The sequence below is a fragment of the Streptomyces griseus genome (assembly GCF_001715295.1).
Lineage (GTDB): Bacteria > Actinomycetota > Actinomycetes > Streptomycetales > Streptomycetaceae > Streptomyces > Streptomyces griseus_G.
In genome coordinates this window covers 647577-662011 of the sequence record NZ_MDKB01000004.1, presented here as the reverse complement: position 1 = coordinate 662011, position 14435 = coordinate 647577, and the positions used below count along the sequence as shown (strand labels likewise).

Sequence of the window (14435 nt, the reverse complement as noted above, 5' to 3'; positions counted from 1 at the left end):
GGTCACGACGGAGAAGGAGAAGTCATGCACAGGATCACATCGGCCCTCGCCACGTCAGCCGCGGCGGCCGCCCTCACCCTGGGCCTCGTCGGCGGAGCCACGGCCGACGGCCGGGCCGACACCGGACACGACCGCAGGGCCGGGCAGATCACCGCCGCCGGCACCGCGCCCGCCTGCATCGAACGCACGAGTGTCACGAACAACCCCGACGGGGGAGTCCGGGTCCACCTCCGCAACTTCTGCGGCAAGACCATGCGCGTCAAGGTGATCGTGAAGAACTGGTCGGACAGCGGGTGCAGGTCCATGCCCAACGGGTCCGGCTGGCTCTTCCGGACGGTCGGCGGCCGGTACGACCGGACCGTGGTCTGCTGAGCGGGAAGGGGAGAGAAGCCATGAACATCGTCACCAGGACGCTCCTCGTCGCCACGGCGGCCCTGACGGTACTGGCGGGCGCGGCGCTGCCGGCCGCGTCGTCCACCACCGGCCCGCCCACCGCAGCCCGGAAGTCGTGTCCGGTCAAGGCCTGGGGCTACCGGGGCCACTACAGGTGCGGCACGGACCTGAAGGCCGGTTACATCGACTGGAACCGGGACGGACGGACCGACGAGGTCTTCGTGATCGCGCCGAACCGCCACATCTGGCACACCTGGAAGAACGCCGGGGGCTGGAAGGAGATGCCGGGCAACGGCCGTGCCGACGACATGGTGGGGGACAACGGCACCGGCTCACCTCGTCGTTGCGTCATCGTCTACGTGATCAAGAAGGGCTACCGCTACTACCAGAACTGCCACTACAACGGCACCTGGCACAACTGGACCACCAGCGGCTGATGCGCCTGCCTCCACCCTGCCCCGGGCAGGGCCGGGCCTCCGGGGACGTCCTGACGGACGCGCGGGGGCCCGGTGGCGTGTGGCCGGGCGACCGGGGCCCGCCTCCGGCCCGGCCGGAGGGGATGCCCCTTGACAAGAACTTTACGTAGCCGTTCGGCTACTTTGAGCGAGTGATGATCGCTGCGGTACCTCACCGACGGGCTCCGGCCTGGTCGTGGTGGGTGGTGCTCGCGGTGGTGGTTCATCTGGTGGGCTGCGCTCATGGCCCGTTGTCCTCGGACACGGGGCGCGTCGACGCGCTGGCGGTCCTGGGGGCCGGTGCGTCGCCGCCCTCCGCGGGCGCGGCTCACGTGGCCACGGGGGACGGATCGTGCGAGCAGCATCACGGTGGAATGCAGGCGTGCGTGGGGGTGGACGAGCCCGCCGTGACCCAGGCGGAGCCGGGCACGGTACCGCTGCCGCCACCGGCCGCGCAGGGGGGTGGGGCGGACGAACGACCGGGGGCGGTGCGCGGCCCGCCGTCCGCGGCGGCAGGGGTACCCGGCCCGGGCCGGGTACGGGCGGCGCTGCAGGTGTGGCGGAACTGACGGGGTGGCCGCTCGGCCCGCGCGGAGGCTTTCCGTGCGGGCGGGGCCGCTCGGCGCGTGTTCCCGCTGTCACTCGATCCTGTACACCGTCCTGCCGCGCCGGCGCATGCCGTGGCGCGGAGGGTGGTGGGAGAGCCGTCATGACTCATCTGTCTTCTGCCGTTTCTGCTGTCTCCTCTCCTGCTCAGCTGCTGGCCGCCGGTGCGCGGTCGGCGCCGTCGCCCGCCGCGCTGGTGGGGGACACACCGGTGCTGTGGGTGGGGGAGCCGTTCACCGCCGCAGGCCGGGGCTTCTGGGCCAAGCTGGAGGGCCACAACCCGGGCGGGATCAAGGACCGCACCGCGCTGTACATGGTGCGCGCGGCCCGCGAGCGCGGGCAGTTGCTGCCGGGCGCGCGGATCGTGGAGTCCACCTCCGGCACCCTCGGGCTCGGACTGGCGCTGGCCGGTGTGGTGTTCGGGCATCCCGTGTCGGTGGTCACCGATCCGGGGATGGAGCCTCAGGTCGCCGGGCTGCTGCGGGCTTACGGCGCCGAGGTCCACCTCGTGGGCGAGCCGCACCCGGAAGGGGGCTGGCAGCAGGCCCGGCGCGAGCGGGTGGCGGAGCTGCTGGCCGAACACCCGGCCGCGTGGTGCCCGGACCAGTACCACAACCCCGACAACGTGGTCGCCTACGCCCCGTTGGCCCATGAGCTGGTCGCGCAGCTGGGCCGGATCGACACGCTGGTGGTGTCGGTGGGCACCGGCGGGCACTCCGCCGGCATCGGCCGGGTGCTGCGCTCGTTCTTCCCCGGCCTGCGCGTGGTGGGAGTGGACACCTGCGCGTCCACGATCTTCGGGCAACCCGCCGGGACCCGGCTGATGCGGGGGCTGGGATCGAGTATCTACCCCGGCAACGTCGCCTACGACCTGTTCGACGAGGTGCACTGGGTGGCCGCGCCGGAGGCCGTGTGGGCGGCGCGTGCGCTGGCGCGGACCCGGTACGCCACCGGTGGGTGGAGTGTCGGCGCGGTCGCGCTCGTGGCGCGGTGGGTGGCGCGTACCTCGCCGGCCGAGGAGCGGATCGCGGCCGTCTTCCCCGACGGCCCGCACCGCTACGTCCAGACCGTCTTCGATGACGACTGGTGCCGTCGGCACCGGCTGCTGGGGCATGTGCCGGCCGACGACCCGGGGGAGATCGGACGGGCGTCCGAGGCGGTCGTCACCTGCTGGACCCGCTGCCGGAGCGTGGAGCGGCCCGCGGCTGCGGGCGAGAGCCTGGCCGGGCAGATGGCGGGGGCCGGCCGATGAAGCTCCTTGCCCAGACCCGCTCCTTCCCGGCGCCGGCACGGCTTCTGATGGTCAACCAGTTCGCCATCAACCTGGCGTTCTACATGCTCATGCCCTACCTGGCCGCGCACCTGTCGGATGACCTGGGGCTGGCCGCGTGGACGGTCGGGCTGGTGCTGGGGGTGCGTAACCTCTCTCAGCAGGGGATGTTCCTGATCGGCGGCACGATCGCCGACCGGTTCGGTTACAAGGCGCCCATCCTGGCCGGTTGCGTGGTGCGGACGCTGGGGTTCGCGCTGCTGGGCTGGGTGGACTCGCTGCCCGCGCTCATCGCGGCGTCGGCGGCGACCGGTTTCGCCGGTGCCTTGTTCAACCCGTCCGTACGCGCCTACCTCGCGACCGAGGCCGGTGAGCGGCGGGTGGACGCGTTCGCCACGTTCAACGTCTACTACCAGGCCGGAATGCTGCTGGGCCCCCTGGTCGGGCTGGCACTGCTGGCCGCCGACTTCCGCCTGGTGTGCACGGTCGCGGCGGCCGTCTTCGCCGTACTCAGTGTGCTGCAGGCACGCACCCTTCCGCAGCGGCGCGGCGCCGGTACCGGAGCGAGTGCCGGGGAGACGGCAGGCGTGTGGGCCCTGTGGCGGACGGTTGCCGCGAACCGGCCGTTCCTGCTGTTCTCGGCAGCGATGATCGGTTCGTACGTGCTGACCTTCCAGGTCTACCTCGCCCTGCCGCTGGCCGCTGACGCGGCGCTGGGCGCCGACGGCCCGAAGGTGACCAGCGCGCTGTTCGTCGTCTCCGCCGCCGTGGCGGTGGCCGGGCAATTGCGGCTCACCGGCTGGGCCAAGCAGCGCTTCTCTCCCCATCAGGCCTTGGTCGTCGGGCTGGGTGCCATGGGTACGGCCTTTCTCCCCCTCACCCTGGCCCCCGCCTCGTCCGTGCCGGCGGTGCTGGGGGCGCTGGTGGTGACGGTCGCGGTCCTGGCCGCTGCCGGGGCGGTGGTCTACCCGTTCGAGATGGACACCGTCGTCGCCCTGTCCGGCAACAAGCTGGTCGCCACCCACTACGGCCTCTACCACACCGTCTCCGGCCTGGGGATCACCCTGGGCAACCTGGTGTGCGGGGCCCTGTGGGACTACGCCCATGCGCGCGGGGCGAACTGGCTGGTGTGGGTCACCCTGGCGGCGACCGGCGCCGGATGCGCCGCCGCGGTCGGGGCCCTGGCCCGCACCGGACGCCTCGCCCGTCCCGCCCCGCAGCCAACGGCCGCCTGACGCTCCGGCGCTGACGGACGTGGTGGCGGAGCGGGACGCACCGCCTTCGCCACCACGGCAGCACCGTGAAGAGCGACCCACCACGAAGGCGAAGCGGCTGCCCGGGGCCCCTGATACGGGCACCGGCAGCGGTCACGTGCGGACCGTGCCGGGGTCGCCGGCGGCCGCCGCCTCCTCCATCGCCGCTACGCGCGCGAGGCCGAGGTGGGGCGCTTGCACGCGTACCGGTACCAGGGGGTGAGCTTCTCCGCTGTGTCCGCCTCGGTGACGATCCGCTCGACGCGGGCGCGGATCTCGTTCATCTTGGCGGCGTCCGCGAGCTCGTAGGCCGCTTCGAGGGCTGTCGGTCCGCCGGGCGGCGGAAGCTCGGCAGGAGCTTCTCCAGCAGGCCGGCCGATGCGGTCCGCCACGAGGTCGCGACGCGCGCCCCGCGGGCCCACGGAGGTGACCGGGACCGCGGACCCTTCGCTCCGTCACCGCAGGACGGTGACTGCCGGGCATCACCGGGTGCGCGCGCGTCCGCTTCGCTTCCGCTCCCACATGACCGGTGACAGCAGATGTCATGCCTGAACGGTGGGCCGGACGTTGATCTCGCCGATCTCGACGTCGCCGGGCTGCTCGACGGCGAAGACCACCGCGCGGGCGACCGCCTCGGGAGGGATCCCCACCGCGTCCATGGTCGTGCGTGTCCGCTCGCGGATGCGCGGGTCGGTCATGGAGTCGGCGAGATCGGTGCGGATGTATCCCGGCGAGACGGCCGTCGTGCGTACCACCCCGTCGGTGGACTCCGTGCGCAGCCCCTCGTGGACGGTGCGCACCGCGTTCTTGGTCGCGGCGTAGACGGCCATCGAGGGGGACGTGCCGTGCAGGCCGGCCACGGAGATGATGCTGACCAGGTGGCCCGCCCCCTGGTCGCGGAAGACGGGGAGCACGGCGGCGATGCCGTTGAGCGTGCCGCGGAGGTTGACATCGATCATGGCCGACCAGCTCTCGGTGTCCAGGTCGGCCAGGGGGCTGATCGGGGCGACCCCGGCGTTGTTCACCAGGACGTCGAGACGGCCGTACCGGTCGATGGTGGTGGAGACCAGGCGCTGCAGGTCCTCGGCCCGCGTCACGTCGACGACGCACGTGGCGGCACGACCCCCCTCCTCCCGGATGTCCCGCGCTATGGCGTCGATGCGCTCACCGCGGCGCGCCGCGAGGACGACCGCAGCACCGCGCCGGGCGAGCAGACGGGCCGTGGCCTCGCCGATTCCGCCACTGGCTCCGGTGATGGCGACGATCTTGTCGTGGAGAGAGAGCACTGCGGCCTCCAAGTAAAGTGGACACGTGTCCGCTGGATGACCCACCCTACCGGACACGTGTCCGTTTGTGGTGGGTGGAACGTCAGGAGAGGCCCTATGGGTGCACCAGCACGCCGTCCCGATGCGACGCAGAACCGGACCCGCATCCTGGAGGCCGCCCGCGCGGCCCTCGCCGAGTCCAGCCACGTCCACCTCAACGAGATCGCCAAGCGCGCGGGCGTGGGACAGGGAACGCTCTACCGGAACTTCCCCAACCGCGAAGCGCTCCTCGCCGAGGTCTACCGGCGCGACGTCGAAGAACTCGTGGCCGCCGCCTCCGCCCTGCTGGCGGAGCACGAGCCCGTCGAGGCCTTGCGGCACTGGCTCGACCGAGTGATCGACTACGCCGAGATCAAGCGCGGCGTCCTGGCAGCGCTCGAGGCGGCCGCATGGCAGGACCTCGTCGCCCACAGCCACAACCCCATCGAGAACGCCCTCGGTCACCTGCTGGACGCCGGGAAAGCGGCAGGCTCCATCCGCGCGGACGCGGACGCCCACGGGGTCCTCCTGCTCATCGCCTACCTCAGCCGACTGGACCAGGACGAGTGGGACTCGAGGGCCCGGCCTCTGATGAACGTCATCCTCGACGGTCTTGCCCGACCAGGCGCGGACCGGTGAGAGCGGAGGCCCGGCCGCGCCCGGCGGTGCGGTCCTGCGGTACGAGGCTGCGGCTCCGGCCCTGATGACGGCTCACGTGAGGGTGCTCGTCGTGAACACCGGGGAGGAGGCCCCCCGACGGGGTCGCTCCCGCTCGCTGCAGCCGACGCGGCGCCCTGACACGCCGACAGCGTCGGCTGCTCCACCGCAGCCGACACCGTCCCAGGGGCCTGACCTCCGAGCCCTCCTACAACCCGTCGTAGACACCCACGTGGTCCTCGCTCCGTCCGCGTTCAGCAGCAGCGTGAGTGCGGCTCGGGGGGCGGTGAACGGCTCAGTTCGAGCGCAGGCAGAAGGGGTGCCCGGCCGGGCTGGCGTAGACGCGGCTGCCGGTGCGGGTTTCCGGATCGACCTCGTCGGTGGGCCGCAGGCGGGTGGCGCCGGCGTCGGTGGCCGTGCGGTCGGCGGTTGCGAGGTCGTCGACACCGAAGTCGAGATGCATCTGCTGGGAGGTGCCGTCCGGCCAGTTCGGGGCGGGGTGTCCGGGGGCGGACTGGACGACGATCACCGGGAGACCGGGCGCCTGAACGAAGTGGTGGGTCGGTGTGGGCGTGAGGGAGCCGCCGAGCAGCCGATGCCAGAAGGAGCTCTCCTTCTCGATGTCGGCGGCGTCGATGATCACAGAGGTCAGGGTGAGGGGCATGGGGGTGTCCTGTTCGTGGTGTCGGTGGTCGCTCAGACGGTCGGGATGATGCCGCCGTCGACGCGGAACTGCGCTCCGGTGAGCCACTTCGCCCGGCCGGAGGCGAGGAAGGCGATCATCTCGGCGACGTCCTCGGGATCTCCGGGGCGGCCCAGGGGGACCTTCAGGTGGTCCACGATCTGCTGCGTGACCTCCTCGCTGGTGATGCCCTGCTTCTCGGCCAGGTGTTTCAGGTGGGCGGTGGCACCGTCGGTGACGACGAAGCCGGGCAGTACGCAGACCACGCGCACCCCGTGCTCGCCGACCTCGGTGGCCAGTTCGCGGCTGTAGGTGTTGAGTGCGGCCTTGGCGGCGGCGTAGGACGCCTCGGTGCGCTGAGGCAGTTGGCTGGCGATCGAGGAGACGTGCACGACGACGCCGGAGCCTCGCTCGACCATTCCCGGCACCAAGGCCCGGTCCAGGCGCACGGCACTGAGGAGGTTCATCTCCAGGTCCGCCAGCCAGGATTCGTCCGACCGGCTCAGGGTCGGCGCCGGGGCGCTCGCTGCACCCGCGTTGTTCACGAGCACGTCCACGCCGCCTACCTGCTCGACGACACGGCGTCCGAGCTCGGCCACGCCCTGCTGAGTGGAGAGGTCCGCCGCGAGAAATGTGGCACCGCCGCCCCCCTCTGGCCGGCTGCGGGAGGCCGTCAGCACGGTCGCGCCCGCGGTGACGAATCGGCGCACGGTCGCCGCGCCCAGGCCCCGGCTGCCGCCGGTAACCAGTACCCGCAGGCCGTCGAGGCTGTTGTCCGTGATGGGCATGGGGTCTCTCCTCCGTAATATGAACCTGACTCCGGAAACGGTACACGTAAACGGAACCAGACTCACCTTATGGGGGCTCCCTTGCCGGCTTCACGCCCGCTGCGCGCCGACGCGCGACGCAACCGCGAGGCACTGCTGTCCGCGGCCCGCCAGGCGTTCCTCGGCGGCGACACCGACGCGCACGTCGAGGACATCGCCCGCAGCGCCGGCGTCGCGGTCGGAACGCTCTACCGCCACTTCGAGACCCGCGAAGCGCTGATCGAGGAGGTCTACCGCAAAGAGGTCGACGACCTGTGCGCCGCGCCCGGCGTCCTGCTGGACCAACACACCCCGGAGGAGGCGCTGCGGCGCTTCCTGCTGCTGCTCGTGGACCACGCGGCGGTGGGCAAGGGGATGTCCAGTGTTCTGGAAAGCATCATGGCCACGGACTCACCGGTCTTCGATGACGCACGTACCCGTATGTCCAGCGCCCTCTCCCAGCTGCTCCAAGCCGGCAGCGCGGCCGGCACCGTCCGCGACGACGTCACAGGCTCCACCCTGTTGCGCGCCCTGGGCGGCATCTGCGGAATGCGCGCCACGGAGGGCTGGTTGGTCGAGGCCCGGCAGATCACCGCCCTCCTCTTCGACGGCCTGCGACACGGCGCTCTGCAGTCATCCTGAGTCGGTGGCCGGGCACCTGCGCCGCTCTGCTCCCAGGTCCTGCCGGTCACTCCTGGCCGCCCCCGGCGTCGTCCTCGTCCAGCTCCACCGAGTCGGGATCGTGCGGCGGGCGCAGGGCGCCGGCGGCCGGGAGACCGGCGGTGAGGTCGTCGCGGCGCAGCACACTGAGGTCGGCGTGCTTGAGCGGGGAGTGGTGGGCGACTGATCTACTCCCCGAGGGCGCCCGGGCCGACAGCGGTGTGACGGTCGACGACATGCGCGACTGTCAACGCCACCAAGAATGGGAGCTCGTCTGCGACCTCCTGATGGAGATCGCAGACGAGCAGCCGGTTTCCTTGCGATTCCGGTCGCTACTCGCGGATGCCGCCCGGGGTGCGGGTCAATCCGGCCTGGTCGCGTAGCGACCGCAGATGGGAAGATGGCCGGCATGACGATCAACAGAGAGGCCCACGCCGCGTAGGCGGCCTGGGCGCGTCCGGGCCGAGTTGGCGCGCCGGCGCCGGATGCATGACGACATCACGGCCATCCGTGGCCTCTCCTCGGCCGCACTCGCCGAGGTGCGGCGGATCGAACGTCAGAAGAAGTACCTGTGGCCGGGTTCGATCGCGTCGGCGATGGTGCGCTGGCGGAGCTTTGTCCCCCAGCCGGATCGACGGTTGTGGGAGTACGAGAGCGGTGGCTGCGCGGAGTGGCCTGTTGCGGTGATCCGTGGCAGGCTCGCGAGTTCCTCGAAGCGGTGATGCCGGCGATGTCCCGTCGCCGGTCGCGCGAACTCCGCAGCGTCGTTGAGGCTGTGGACCGACGGTACTGATGCGAGGCGGCCCCGCTGTCACTGCTCGGCATCAAGACATCCGGCACTGCTGCGGAAGTCGGCCATGCCCAGGTGGAGGGTGGTGTGCCGGGCCGAGAGGTCGCGCATGGCGGCGAGTTCCCGCTCGGCGGCGGCGAGGCCGGCCTCGATCGCGGCGACCCTGCCGAGTCACCTCTGTTTCTTGGTCTCCTGGAGCCGGTCGAGCAGGTTCGCGCGGATTTCCTCCAAGCGGGGCCTCTGCTCGGGAGTCGGGCCGCAGGAAGGGGCGGCGGATGCAAGCTTCTCTGAACCAAGGGCTGTCCCGCAATTCCCGGTGGATCAGTGAGCGGCGTCAGATGCGGTGCATCGCACGGCGGAGGGGCGTCCGCATACTGGATGTATGTGGGCGTTCCGAGATCGCGACGAGGTGCCGTAGCTGCCGTCTCGCGCCCGCCGGGATTGCGGGACAGTCCTCAGGTGGATGGTGGGTCGGCTAATGATCTGGGCAAGTCTGCCCTCTCCCGGAGAGGCCCGATATCCGGGAAGCGATAAGCCCTCGTCCCCGACGAGGGCTTATGCGAGATCGGACCTACCGGGCGCTCCAGACCACGTTGCCCTGGCTGTCGATGGTGACTTGCATGTTGGAGCTGCAGGGCCCCAGGTCCGAGACCGCCTCCTCGTCCCTGCCGCCATATATTTTGTTGTTGCGTTCCTGATAGCGGTAGATCGCCTTCTTGGTGTCGATGTAGAGGAACCCCCTGTTCTCCCAGGGAAGAACGTTGTGGGAGCTGCTGGCGGAGAGTGATCCGACTGGGAAGCCCTTCTCGTTCTCGCTATTGGCGACCAGGACCGTGCGATCGGACTTGTTGGTCCAGATTCCGATGTCCGTCATGACGTTCCCCTTTCTGCGTATCGCCCGTCGCAAAGCCTGTGGCGCGCGATAGTTCGGAACAACTGCACAGCTTCATATTGACATCCGACAGGAAATTCAGCACCCGCAGAAGCCCGATGGTCCGCTAAAGGGTTTCCGGAATAACGGGGTTGGGCCGACAACCAGCGGGGCTCTCCGTGCTGCCGTGAAGCGGAGCGGAAAAATCCGGGGTCGGCGCCTGACCTCACTGTTTTCTGGTCCGGCGTCAACTCGCACGGCGTCCCGACTCGATATGAGCAGGCGCTTCCTTCTGAAGTCGGCCGCCCCAGGCGCCCCCGTGCCCCGCCGAAGTGACAGCGGACGCCGCCGACCGATCGACCGAGGAGAGACGGTGAAGGGCTTCCAGCCGTACTAGGCCCGCGCCGGTCACCACGCGCGGAAGTCCTCGAAGGACGGCTCGAACGAGGGGTCAGGCAGGCGAAAGGCCTTGCATCGAGGCCTTTGACCGCCCTGCGGTCCGACGCCGATCGCCTTGTCGGGGAAGGCGTCGGGGAAAGCGTCCGGGATCACTGTCCATCCCAGGTTCCGCTCGTAATAACACGCGGCTGTGTGTACTGACGGCCACCAGTCGTCGTCGACGACGATCAGCCCCCCGGGCCGGACGATCTTGCGCAGGAAGTAGAGATCGACGAAGACCTCGTGGAACCGGTGACTGCCGTCCACGAACGCCGCGTCGGCGACAAACCCCTCGGTGAGGAGCCGGGGGAGTGCGACAGACGAGGGATCGAGCATCAGAGTGGCGATCTCGTCCAGCCCCGCTGAGCACATCAGGTCCCAGCCGGCGTCGGCGTACTCCCGGCCCTGGTACGGATCGATGACGATGTGCCGAGGCAGCGGACGGTTCACGATCGCGAGTGCCTCGCCGATGGCCAGCGCGGAACTCGCGTACGCGAGACCGACCTCGACGACCTTCTCGGCCCTCTCCGCCACCATCAGGTCGCGCAGTTCGTCGCAGTGGCGTTCGGGCACCGTGACGGTCTCGAAGTCCCCCTCACGGTCTCGTGCCCGTGGCGGCCCTTCCTGCGCGAGTCGGCGTCGGACCTCCTGAATGCGCGTCAGGCGTTCATCCGTGTCTGTCATACCTGCAGCTCCTCTGCAGCGGTGTGCGGCGTCGTCCTGCCGGCAGAACGGCGGGCCGGATGCTCTCCGAGCACGGACCCGCGTGCAGGGGGCGCTCCGTCGACGCCCGCGTCGCCCTCATGCACGTCCTGCGGGCGGAGTACGCCACCGATCCGGTGCAGGCCAGGGCCGTCCTGCGGCGTGTATCGGAAGGTACAGCCCAGGAACGCTTCCGGCGGCAGATCACGTAAACGGACGCGCGCACTGGCTCACCGGACTGGCGCGCGCCGTCCACCACCAGGCCGTCGGCGGCCTCGGCCTCGCCCACGAAGGTCTGGAGGCGGCCGCCGAACCCGGTCTCACCCCTGATCGTCCACGCTGCCGGGCCCAGCTCGTCCGGCCACGGTGCGATGCTCGTGCAGCGAAACCGCGGCTGGACGCCGGGGGAGTCCTCGACCCGGGCAGGAGGGCACGTTGCCCGTTGGCGGTGAGCTCACCGGTGGCCGCACCCCAGGGGGCGGAGGCGTTCGCGGAGTCCGCGTCGGCCAACGGCTCCCTTCGGGTAGTGACGGCGCAGGTTGGCGGCGAGGACGCGGTCGAGCGTGCGGTCGGACAGCATCGGGCCCAGGCGCATGATCAGGGCGGCATCCCGGCCGGCGGTGTAGCGGGTGCGCGGTCTACGCGTCGTCACGGCCCTCGCGATGACCCGGGCGGCGGCGTCGGCGGTCAGACCTGACGCGGTGCCCGAGGCCATCAACGTATTGTTCGCCCGGACCAGGCTGCCGTAACGCTCGTCCTGCTCCGGCGTCATCCGGGCAGCCAGGCGGTTCGCCTTCTCGACCCCGCGAGCAGCCATCGCCGTGCGGACGCCTCCGGGCTCGACCACGACGACCTGTACGCCCAGCGGAGCGACCTCGCGGCGGAGCGAGTCGCTGACCGCCTCCAGGGCGAACTTCGCGCCGGCGTACGCGCCGTAGGTGGCCATGGCGAACTTGCCACCGACCGAGCTGATGTTGATCACACGACCCTTGCTGCGCAGCAGCGCGGGCAGGAGCGCCTGAGTGACGGCGATGTGGCCGAAGAGGTTGACTTCGAACACCTGCCGCCACTCCGTCATCGGCAGGGCTTCGACCGGGGCGTTCACCTGGACGCCGGCGTTGTTGACGAGCGCGTGCAGCGCGCGCGGGTCGTCGGCGACCCGCGCGGCGAGTGCTTCCACCTGCTCGGACTTGGTGATGTCGAGGATGACCGGCTCGACGCCGGTCGATCGGATGGCGTCGGCGTCACGGTCGCGTCGCACGCCGGCCAGGACGTGAAATCCCTGGCGAGCCAGTTCGCGGGCAGCTGACGCGCCCATGCCCGTGGAGGCTCCGGTCACGACGATCAGTTTCTGGACTTCAGATGACGTTGTCACCTCGGTTACGGTACCGCCTCAGATGACAATGTCAACTGTATGATGGGCGCCATGACCACCCGTGCCGAGTCCGCCGCCGCCACCCGCCGCGCTCTGCTCGACGCGGCCGCAGAGCTCCTCGACGTCGGCGGCCCCGAGGCGGTCACCTTGCGCGAGGTGGGCGCGCGGGCAGGTGTGACCCGGGGGGCGCCGTACCGGCACTTCACGGGCAAGGACAGCCTGCTGACCGCCGTCGCGGCCGAAAGCTGGGAACGGATCGGCGACCAGGTACACGCTCTTCGGACCGACGCGGCCCTGACTGCCCCCGAGAAGCTGTGCGGCGCTCTACGCGCCCTCATCGACGTCGGCCGGAACCAGCCGCACCTGTACCAGGTGCTGTTCAGGCGGCGCGCAAATCTTCCTGGGCAGCTCGGTGAGGGGATGGATCGCATCCGGCGTCAGCTGTGCGGGCCGGAAGGCGACCCGACTGTGGCCGACCGCGCGGCCGAGCGCTTTCAGGACGAGTTCCTGGCCCTCGTCGCCGCGCTCGCGGGAGAGCGGAACGCACGGCATTACGGCGCCCTGCTGCTGACCAGCGCCCACGGCATCGCGGGCATGGAGCTCAGCGGCCACCTCGACATGGACAAGTGGCACACCACCGCCGACGAACTCGTCGACACCCTCGTCCGCGTGGTCACGGACGCCGGCGCAATGACATAGCGGCGTCCACGCCGCCTCGACGGCAGAGGCCCGTGCGAGGACGGCGAGGACCCGATGAGTTGGTCCTCCTCCTTCGTCTGGCTCAACCCGTACCTCCTGGGTGCCTTCGCCGTGCCGGTCGCGGAAGCGATCCGCACCATCGGCCGGGTCTCCTGAGCACGTGCCGGTTCGTCAAGAGCCTTCGTCTGCTGCGGTCGCCCCGCCGGGGCGACCGGACCTGGCGGAGTTCTTCCGCGAGCTCCTCGTCTTCGGCACCCACGAGGGCGTGGCGACCGCCCGTGCCCGCGGCCGGGTCGTCGGGCGCCCCGGCGTCGCCACCGAGGAAGTCATCCGCGCCGCCCGCGACCCGCTGCCCGACGCGGGCCGCTTCGTCACCTCGATCACCGAGCTCCTCGGCGTCTCCCCGGGCACGCTGCCCAATCACATCCCCGACCTCCGCGAAGACGTCCGCGAACTGCGCGCTGGGGCAGTCCCCCGTCAGCTCGAAGCTCTCACGAGGTGGGCGAACCCCCAGCAAGATCGGTCGCCTCCGGGATTTCCTGTACCTCGACTTCTCGCACCCGGAGTCGACAGGCGGCAGGCGGCAGGCGGCCACCTGCAGGCGCCGTCCGGCCGGACTCCCCGCCCGTCACCGGCAGTCGAAGCTCAGATCGCGTGCCGGACCGGCTGCGGATAGCCGATCTCGGCGATGTCCTCAGCCAGCTCCGTGAGGGCCACCTCCGAGTTCAGCGACGACACGAGTTCCTGGCTCAGCGGCCGCAGGTCGTACACGTCGCGGACCGCTTCCAGGTCCACGGGCACCTCGTAGTAGTCCTCGGCGAAGCGCTGGAACACTTCCGGTGAACCGTCGACCAGGAGCGCGAACAGGCGCGTTGCCCCGTCGGGGTCGGCACGACCGGTGGGGAAGTCGATCACGCCGTGCTGCCACCGATCGTCCGTCAACCCCCGCCACAGGCAGACCGTCACGACGGGAACCCCGTCCTCGTCGGTGAACGCCGGCTCCACGACGAAGCGCCTGAAGACCTCCGACACCTCGTCGATCACTCCCGGCCAGGGCTCGCCGTCGTTGCCGTACGGGCTCATCGGTGATTCGTGGTCGAAGCCGCGGACATACGCCCCGGCCGCCGTGAAGACGATGGAGTACTCGTCCCCCGACCCGTTGCGCATCGAGGCCACCTCCTCGCCATCGGACCAGCCGGCGCCGAAGGAGTGGTACCGGCCTTCCCAGTCCGGGCTCAGGATCGCATCGAGCATTGCCAGCGAGCGGCACAGGTTCCGCAGGTCCGCGAGGGAGGGCAGTCTGCGAGCTACGTCATGGACAGTCACGTGCTCATCCAACCGGGTTCTGGCTCACTTCCGTCAAGGACTGACTGAGCCTTTTCAGTGTGGCCACCGATCGGGTGACTGGGCTGCTGGCGGACGCAGGGTCGAAACGGACGAGGCTCCCGTACCGTTGGGGAAGATGTTCGAAGTC

At 70.5% G+C, this 14435-nt stretch carries 16 protein-coding genes and 1 pseudogene; 8 read left to right on the top strand and 9 right to left on the bottom strand.

Going from position 1 to position 14435, the window contains the following annotated elements:
- The first annotated feature begins 24 nt into the window (after positions 1-24).
- From BA175_RS24635 to BA175_RS24620, 4 genes are all read left to right on the top strand, one after another.
- Positions 25-372: a hypothetical protein gene (locus BA175_RS24635; RefSeq protein WP_069173659.1), complete on the top strand. Its 348-nt coding sequence runs from the start codon at positions 25-27 to the stop codon at positions 370-372.
- 20 nt (positions 373-392) lie between these two features.
- Complete coding sequence (locus tag BA175_RS24630; protein ID WP_069173658.1) at positions 393-830, top strand: hypothetical protein; 438 nt, start codon at positions 393-395, stop codon at positions 828-830.
- 727 nt (positions 831-1557) lie between these two features.
- Positions 1558-2706: a PLP-dependent cysteine synthase family protein gene (locus BA175_RS24625; protein ID WP_069173657.1), complete on the top strand. Its 1149-nt coding sequence runs from the start codon at positions 1558-1560 to the stop codon at positions 2704-2706.
- Positions 2703-3959, top strand: a complete 1257-nt coding sequence (locus BA175_RS24620) for an MFS transporter (RefSeq protein WP_069173656.1) — start codon at positions 2703-2705, stop codon at positions 3957-3959. The genes BA175_RS24625 and BA175_RS24620 overlap by 4 nt, the downstream gene beginning before the upstream one ends.
- A gap of 203 nt (positions 3960-4162) precedes the next feature.
- Here the strand turns inward: BA175_RS24620 and BA175_RS24615 are convergent.
- Positions 4163-4380, bottom strand: a pseudogene (locus BA175_RS24615) (monooxygenase); the annotation flags it as partial.
- A 139-nt stretch (positions 4381-4519) separates the two neighbouring features.
- Positions 4520-5263, bottom strand: a complete 744-nt coding sequence (locus BA175_RS24610) for an SDR family oxidoreductase (protein WP_069173654.1) — start codon at positions 5261-5263, stop codon at positions 4520-4522.
- Between the two features lie 96 nt (positions 5264-5359).
- Between BA175_RS24610 and BA175_RS24605 the strand changes: the two genes are divergently transcribed.
- Positions 5360-5920, top strand: a complete 561-nt coding sequence (locus tag BA175_RS24605; RefSeq protein WP_069173653.1) for a TetR/AcrR family transcriptional regulator — start codon at positions 5360-5362, stop codon at positions 5918-5920.
- A gap of 313 nt (positions 5921-6233) precedes the next feature.
- Here BA175_RS24605 and BA175_RS24600 read toward each other — a convergent pair whose 3' ends face one another.
- Together BA175_RS24600 and BA175_RS24595 are read right to left on the bottom strand one after the other, a co-directional pair.
- A complete protein-coding gene (locus BA175_RS24600) occupies positions 6234-6602 on the bottom strand; it encodes a VOC family protein (protein WP_069173652.1) in 369 nt (122 codons plus the stop codon).
- Positions 6603-6634: 32 nt separating this feature from the next.
- Positions 6635-7408: an SDR family oxidoreductase gene (locus BA175_RS24595; RefSeq protein ID WP_069173651.1), complete on the bottom strand. Its 774-nt coding sequence runs from the start codon at positions 7406-7408 to the stop codon at positions 6635-6637.
- Positions 7409-7489: 81 nt separating this feature from the next.
- Here BA175_RS24595 and BA175_RS24590 point away from each other — a divergent pair, with 81 nt between their 5' ends.
- Positions 7490-8068, top strand: coding sequence for a TetR/AcrR family transcriptional regulator (locus BA175_RS24590; RefSeq protein ID WP_069173650.1), 579 nt, complete (start codon positions 7490-7492; stop codon positions 8066-8068).
- 46 nt (positions 8069-8114) lie between these two features.
- Here the strand turns inward: BA175_RS24590 and BA175_RS30725 are convergent, their stop codons facing one another.
- Positions 8115-8324 carry a hypothetical protein gene (locus tag BA175_RS30725; RefSeq protein WP_107407632.1) on the bottom strand — a complete coding sequence of 70 codons (210 nt, stop codon included), beginning with the start codon at positions 8322-8324 and terminating at the stop codon, positions 8115-8117.
- Positions 8325-8571: 247 nt separating this feature from the next.
- On the opposite strand from BA175_RS30725, the gene BA175_RS24580 reads away from it, so the two are divergent.
- On the top strand, positions 8572-8808 hold the full coding sequence (locus tag BA175_RS24580; RefSeq protein WP_254667965.1) for a hypothetical protein: 237 nt from the start codon (positions 8572-8574) through the stop codon (positions 8806-8808).
- Positions 8809-9447: 639 nt separating this feature from the next.
- Here the strand turns inward: BA175_RS24580 and BA175_RS24575 are convergent.
- The 3 genes from BA175_RS24575 to BA175_RS24565 form a co-directional block, all read right to left on the bottom strand.
- Positions 9448-9750, bottom strand: coding sequence for a hypothetical protein (locus tag BA175_RS24575; protein ID WP_069173648.1), 303 nt, complete (start codon positions 9748-9750; stop codon positions 9448-9450).
- 405 nt (positions 9751-10155) lie between these two features.
- Positions 10156-10869 (bottom strand): class I SAM-dependent methyltransferase, encoded by a 714-nt coding sequence (locus tag BA175_RS24570; protein WP_069173647.1) that lies wholly within the window; start codon positions 10867-10869, stop codon positions 10156-10158.
- Between the two features lie 472 nt (positions 10870-11341).
- Positions 11342-12262: an SDR family NAD(P)-dependent oxidoreductase gene (locus tag BA175_RS24565; protein ID WP_069173646.1), complete on the bottom strand. Its 921-nt coding sequence runs from the start codon at positions 12260-12262 to the stop codon at positions 11342-11344.
- A 51-nt stretch (positions 12263-12313) separates the two neighbouring features.
- Here BA175_RS24565 and BA175_RS24560 point away from each other — a divergent pair, with 51 nt between their 5' ends.
- Positions 12314-12961 carry a TetR/AcrR family transcriptional regulator gene (locus BA175_RS24560; RefSeq protein ID WP_069173756.1) on the top strand — a complete coding sequence of 216 codons (648 nt, stop codon included), beginning with the start codon at positions 12314-12316 and terminating at the stop codon, positions 12959-12961.
- A gap of 645 nt (positions 12962-13606) precedes the next feature.
- Here BA175_RS24560 and BA175_RS24555 read toward each other — a convergent pair.
- Entirely contained in the window at positions 13607-14287 is a 681-nt protein-coding gene (locus BA175_RS24555) for a hypothetical protein (protein WP_069173645.1), read from the bottom strand.
- Positions 14288-14435 lie beyond the last annotated feature (148 nt).

Excerpts from the sequence above, each read along its gene's own strand:
- BA175_RS24635 (WP_069173659.1), top strand. The coding sequence starts at position 25 with ATGCACAGGATCACATCGGCCCTCGCCACGTCAGCCGCGGCGGCCGCC.
- BA175_RS24580 (WP_254667965.1), top strand. The coding sequence starts at position 8,572 with ATGCATGACGACATCACGGCCATCCGTGGCCTCTCCTCGGCCGCACTC.
- BA175_RS24575 (WP_069173648.1), bottom strand. The coding sequence starts at position 9,750 with ATGACGGACATCGGAATCTGGACCAACAAGTCCGATCGCACGGTCCTG.
- BA175_RS24570 (WP_069173647.1), bottom strand. The coding sequence starts at position 10,869 with ATGACAGACACGGATGAACGCCTGACGCGCATTCAGGAGGTCCGACGC.
- BA175_RS24630 (WP_069173658.1), top strand. The coding sequence starts at position 393 with ATGAACATCGTCACCAGGACGCTCCTCGTCGCCACGGCGGCCCTGACG.
- BA175_RS30725 (WP_107407632.1), bottom strand. The coding sequence starts at position 8,324 with ATGTCGTCGACCGTCACACCGCTGTCGGCCCGGGCGCCCTCGGGGAGT.
- BA175_RS24595 (WP_069173651.1), bottom strand. The coding sequence starts at position 7,408 with ATGCCCATCACGGACAACAGCCTCGACGGCCTGCGGGTACTGGTTACC.
- BA175_RS24560 (WP_069173756.1), top strand. The coding sequence starts at position 12,314 with ATGACCACCCGTGCCGAGTCCGCCGCCGCCACCCGCCGCGCTCTGCTC.
- BA175_RS24625 (WP_069173657.1), top strand. The coding sequence starts at position 1,558 with ATGACTCATCTGTCTTCTGCCGTTTCTGCTGTCTCCTCTCCTGCTCAG.
- BA175_RS24620 (WP_069173656.1), top strand. The coding sequence starts at position 2,703 with ATGAAGCTCCTTGCCCAGACCCGCTCCTTCCCGGCGCCGGCACGGCTT.
- BA175_RS24605 (WP_069173653.1), top strand. The coding sequence starts at position 5,360 with ATGGGTGCACCAGCACGCCGTCCCGATGCGACGCAGAACCGGACCCGC.
- BA175_RS24600 (WP_069173652.1), bottom strand. The coding sequence starts at position 6,602 with ATGCCCCTCACCCTGACCTCTGTGATCATCGACGCCGCCGACATCGAG.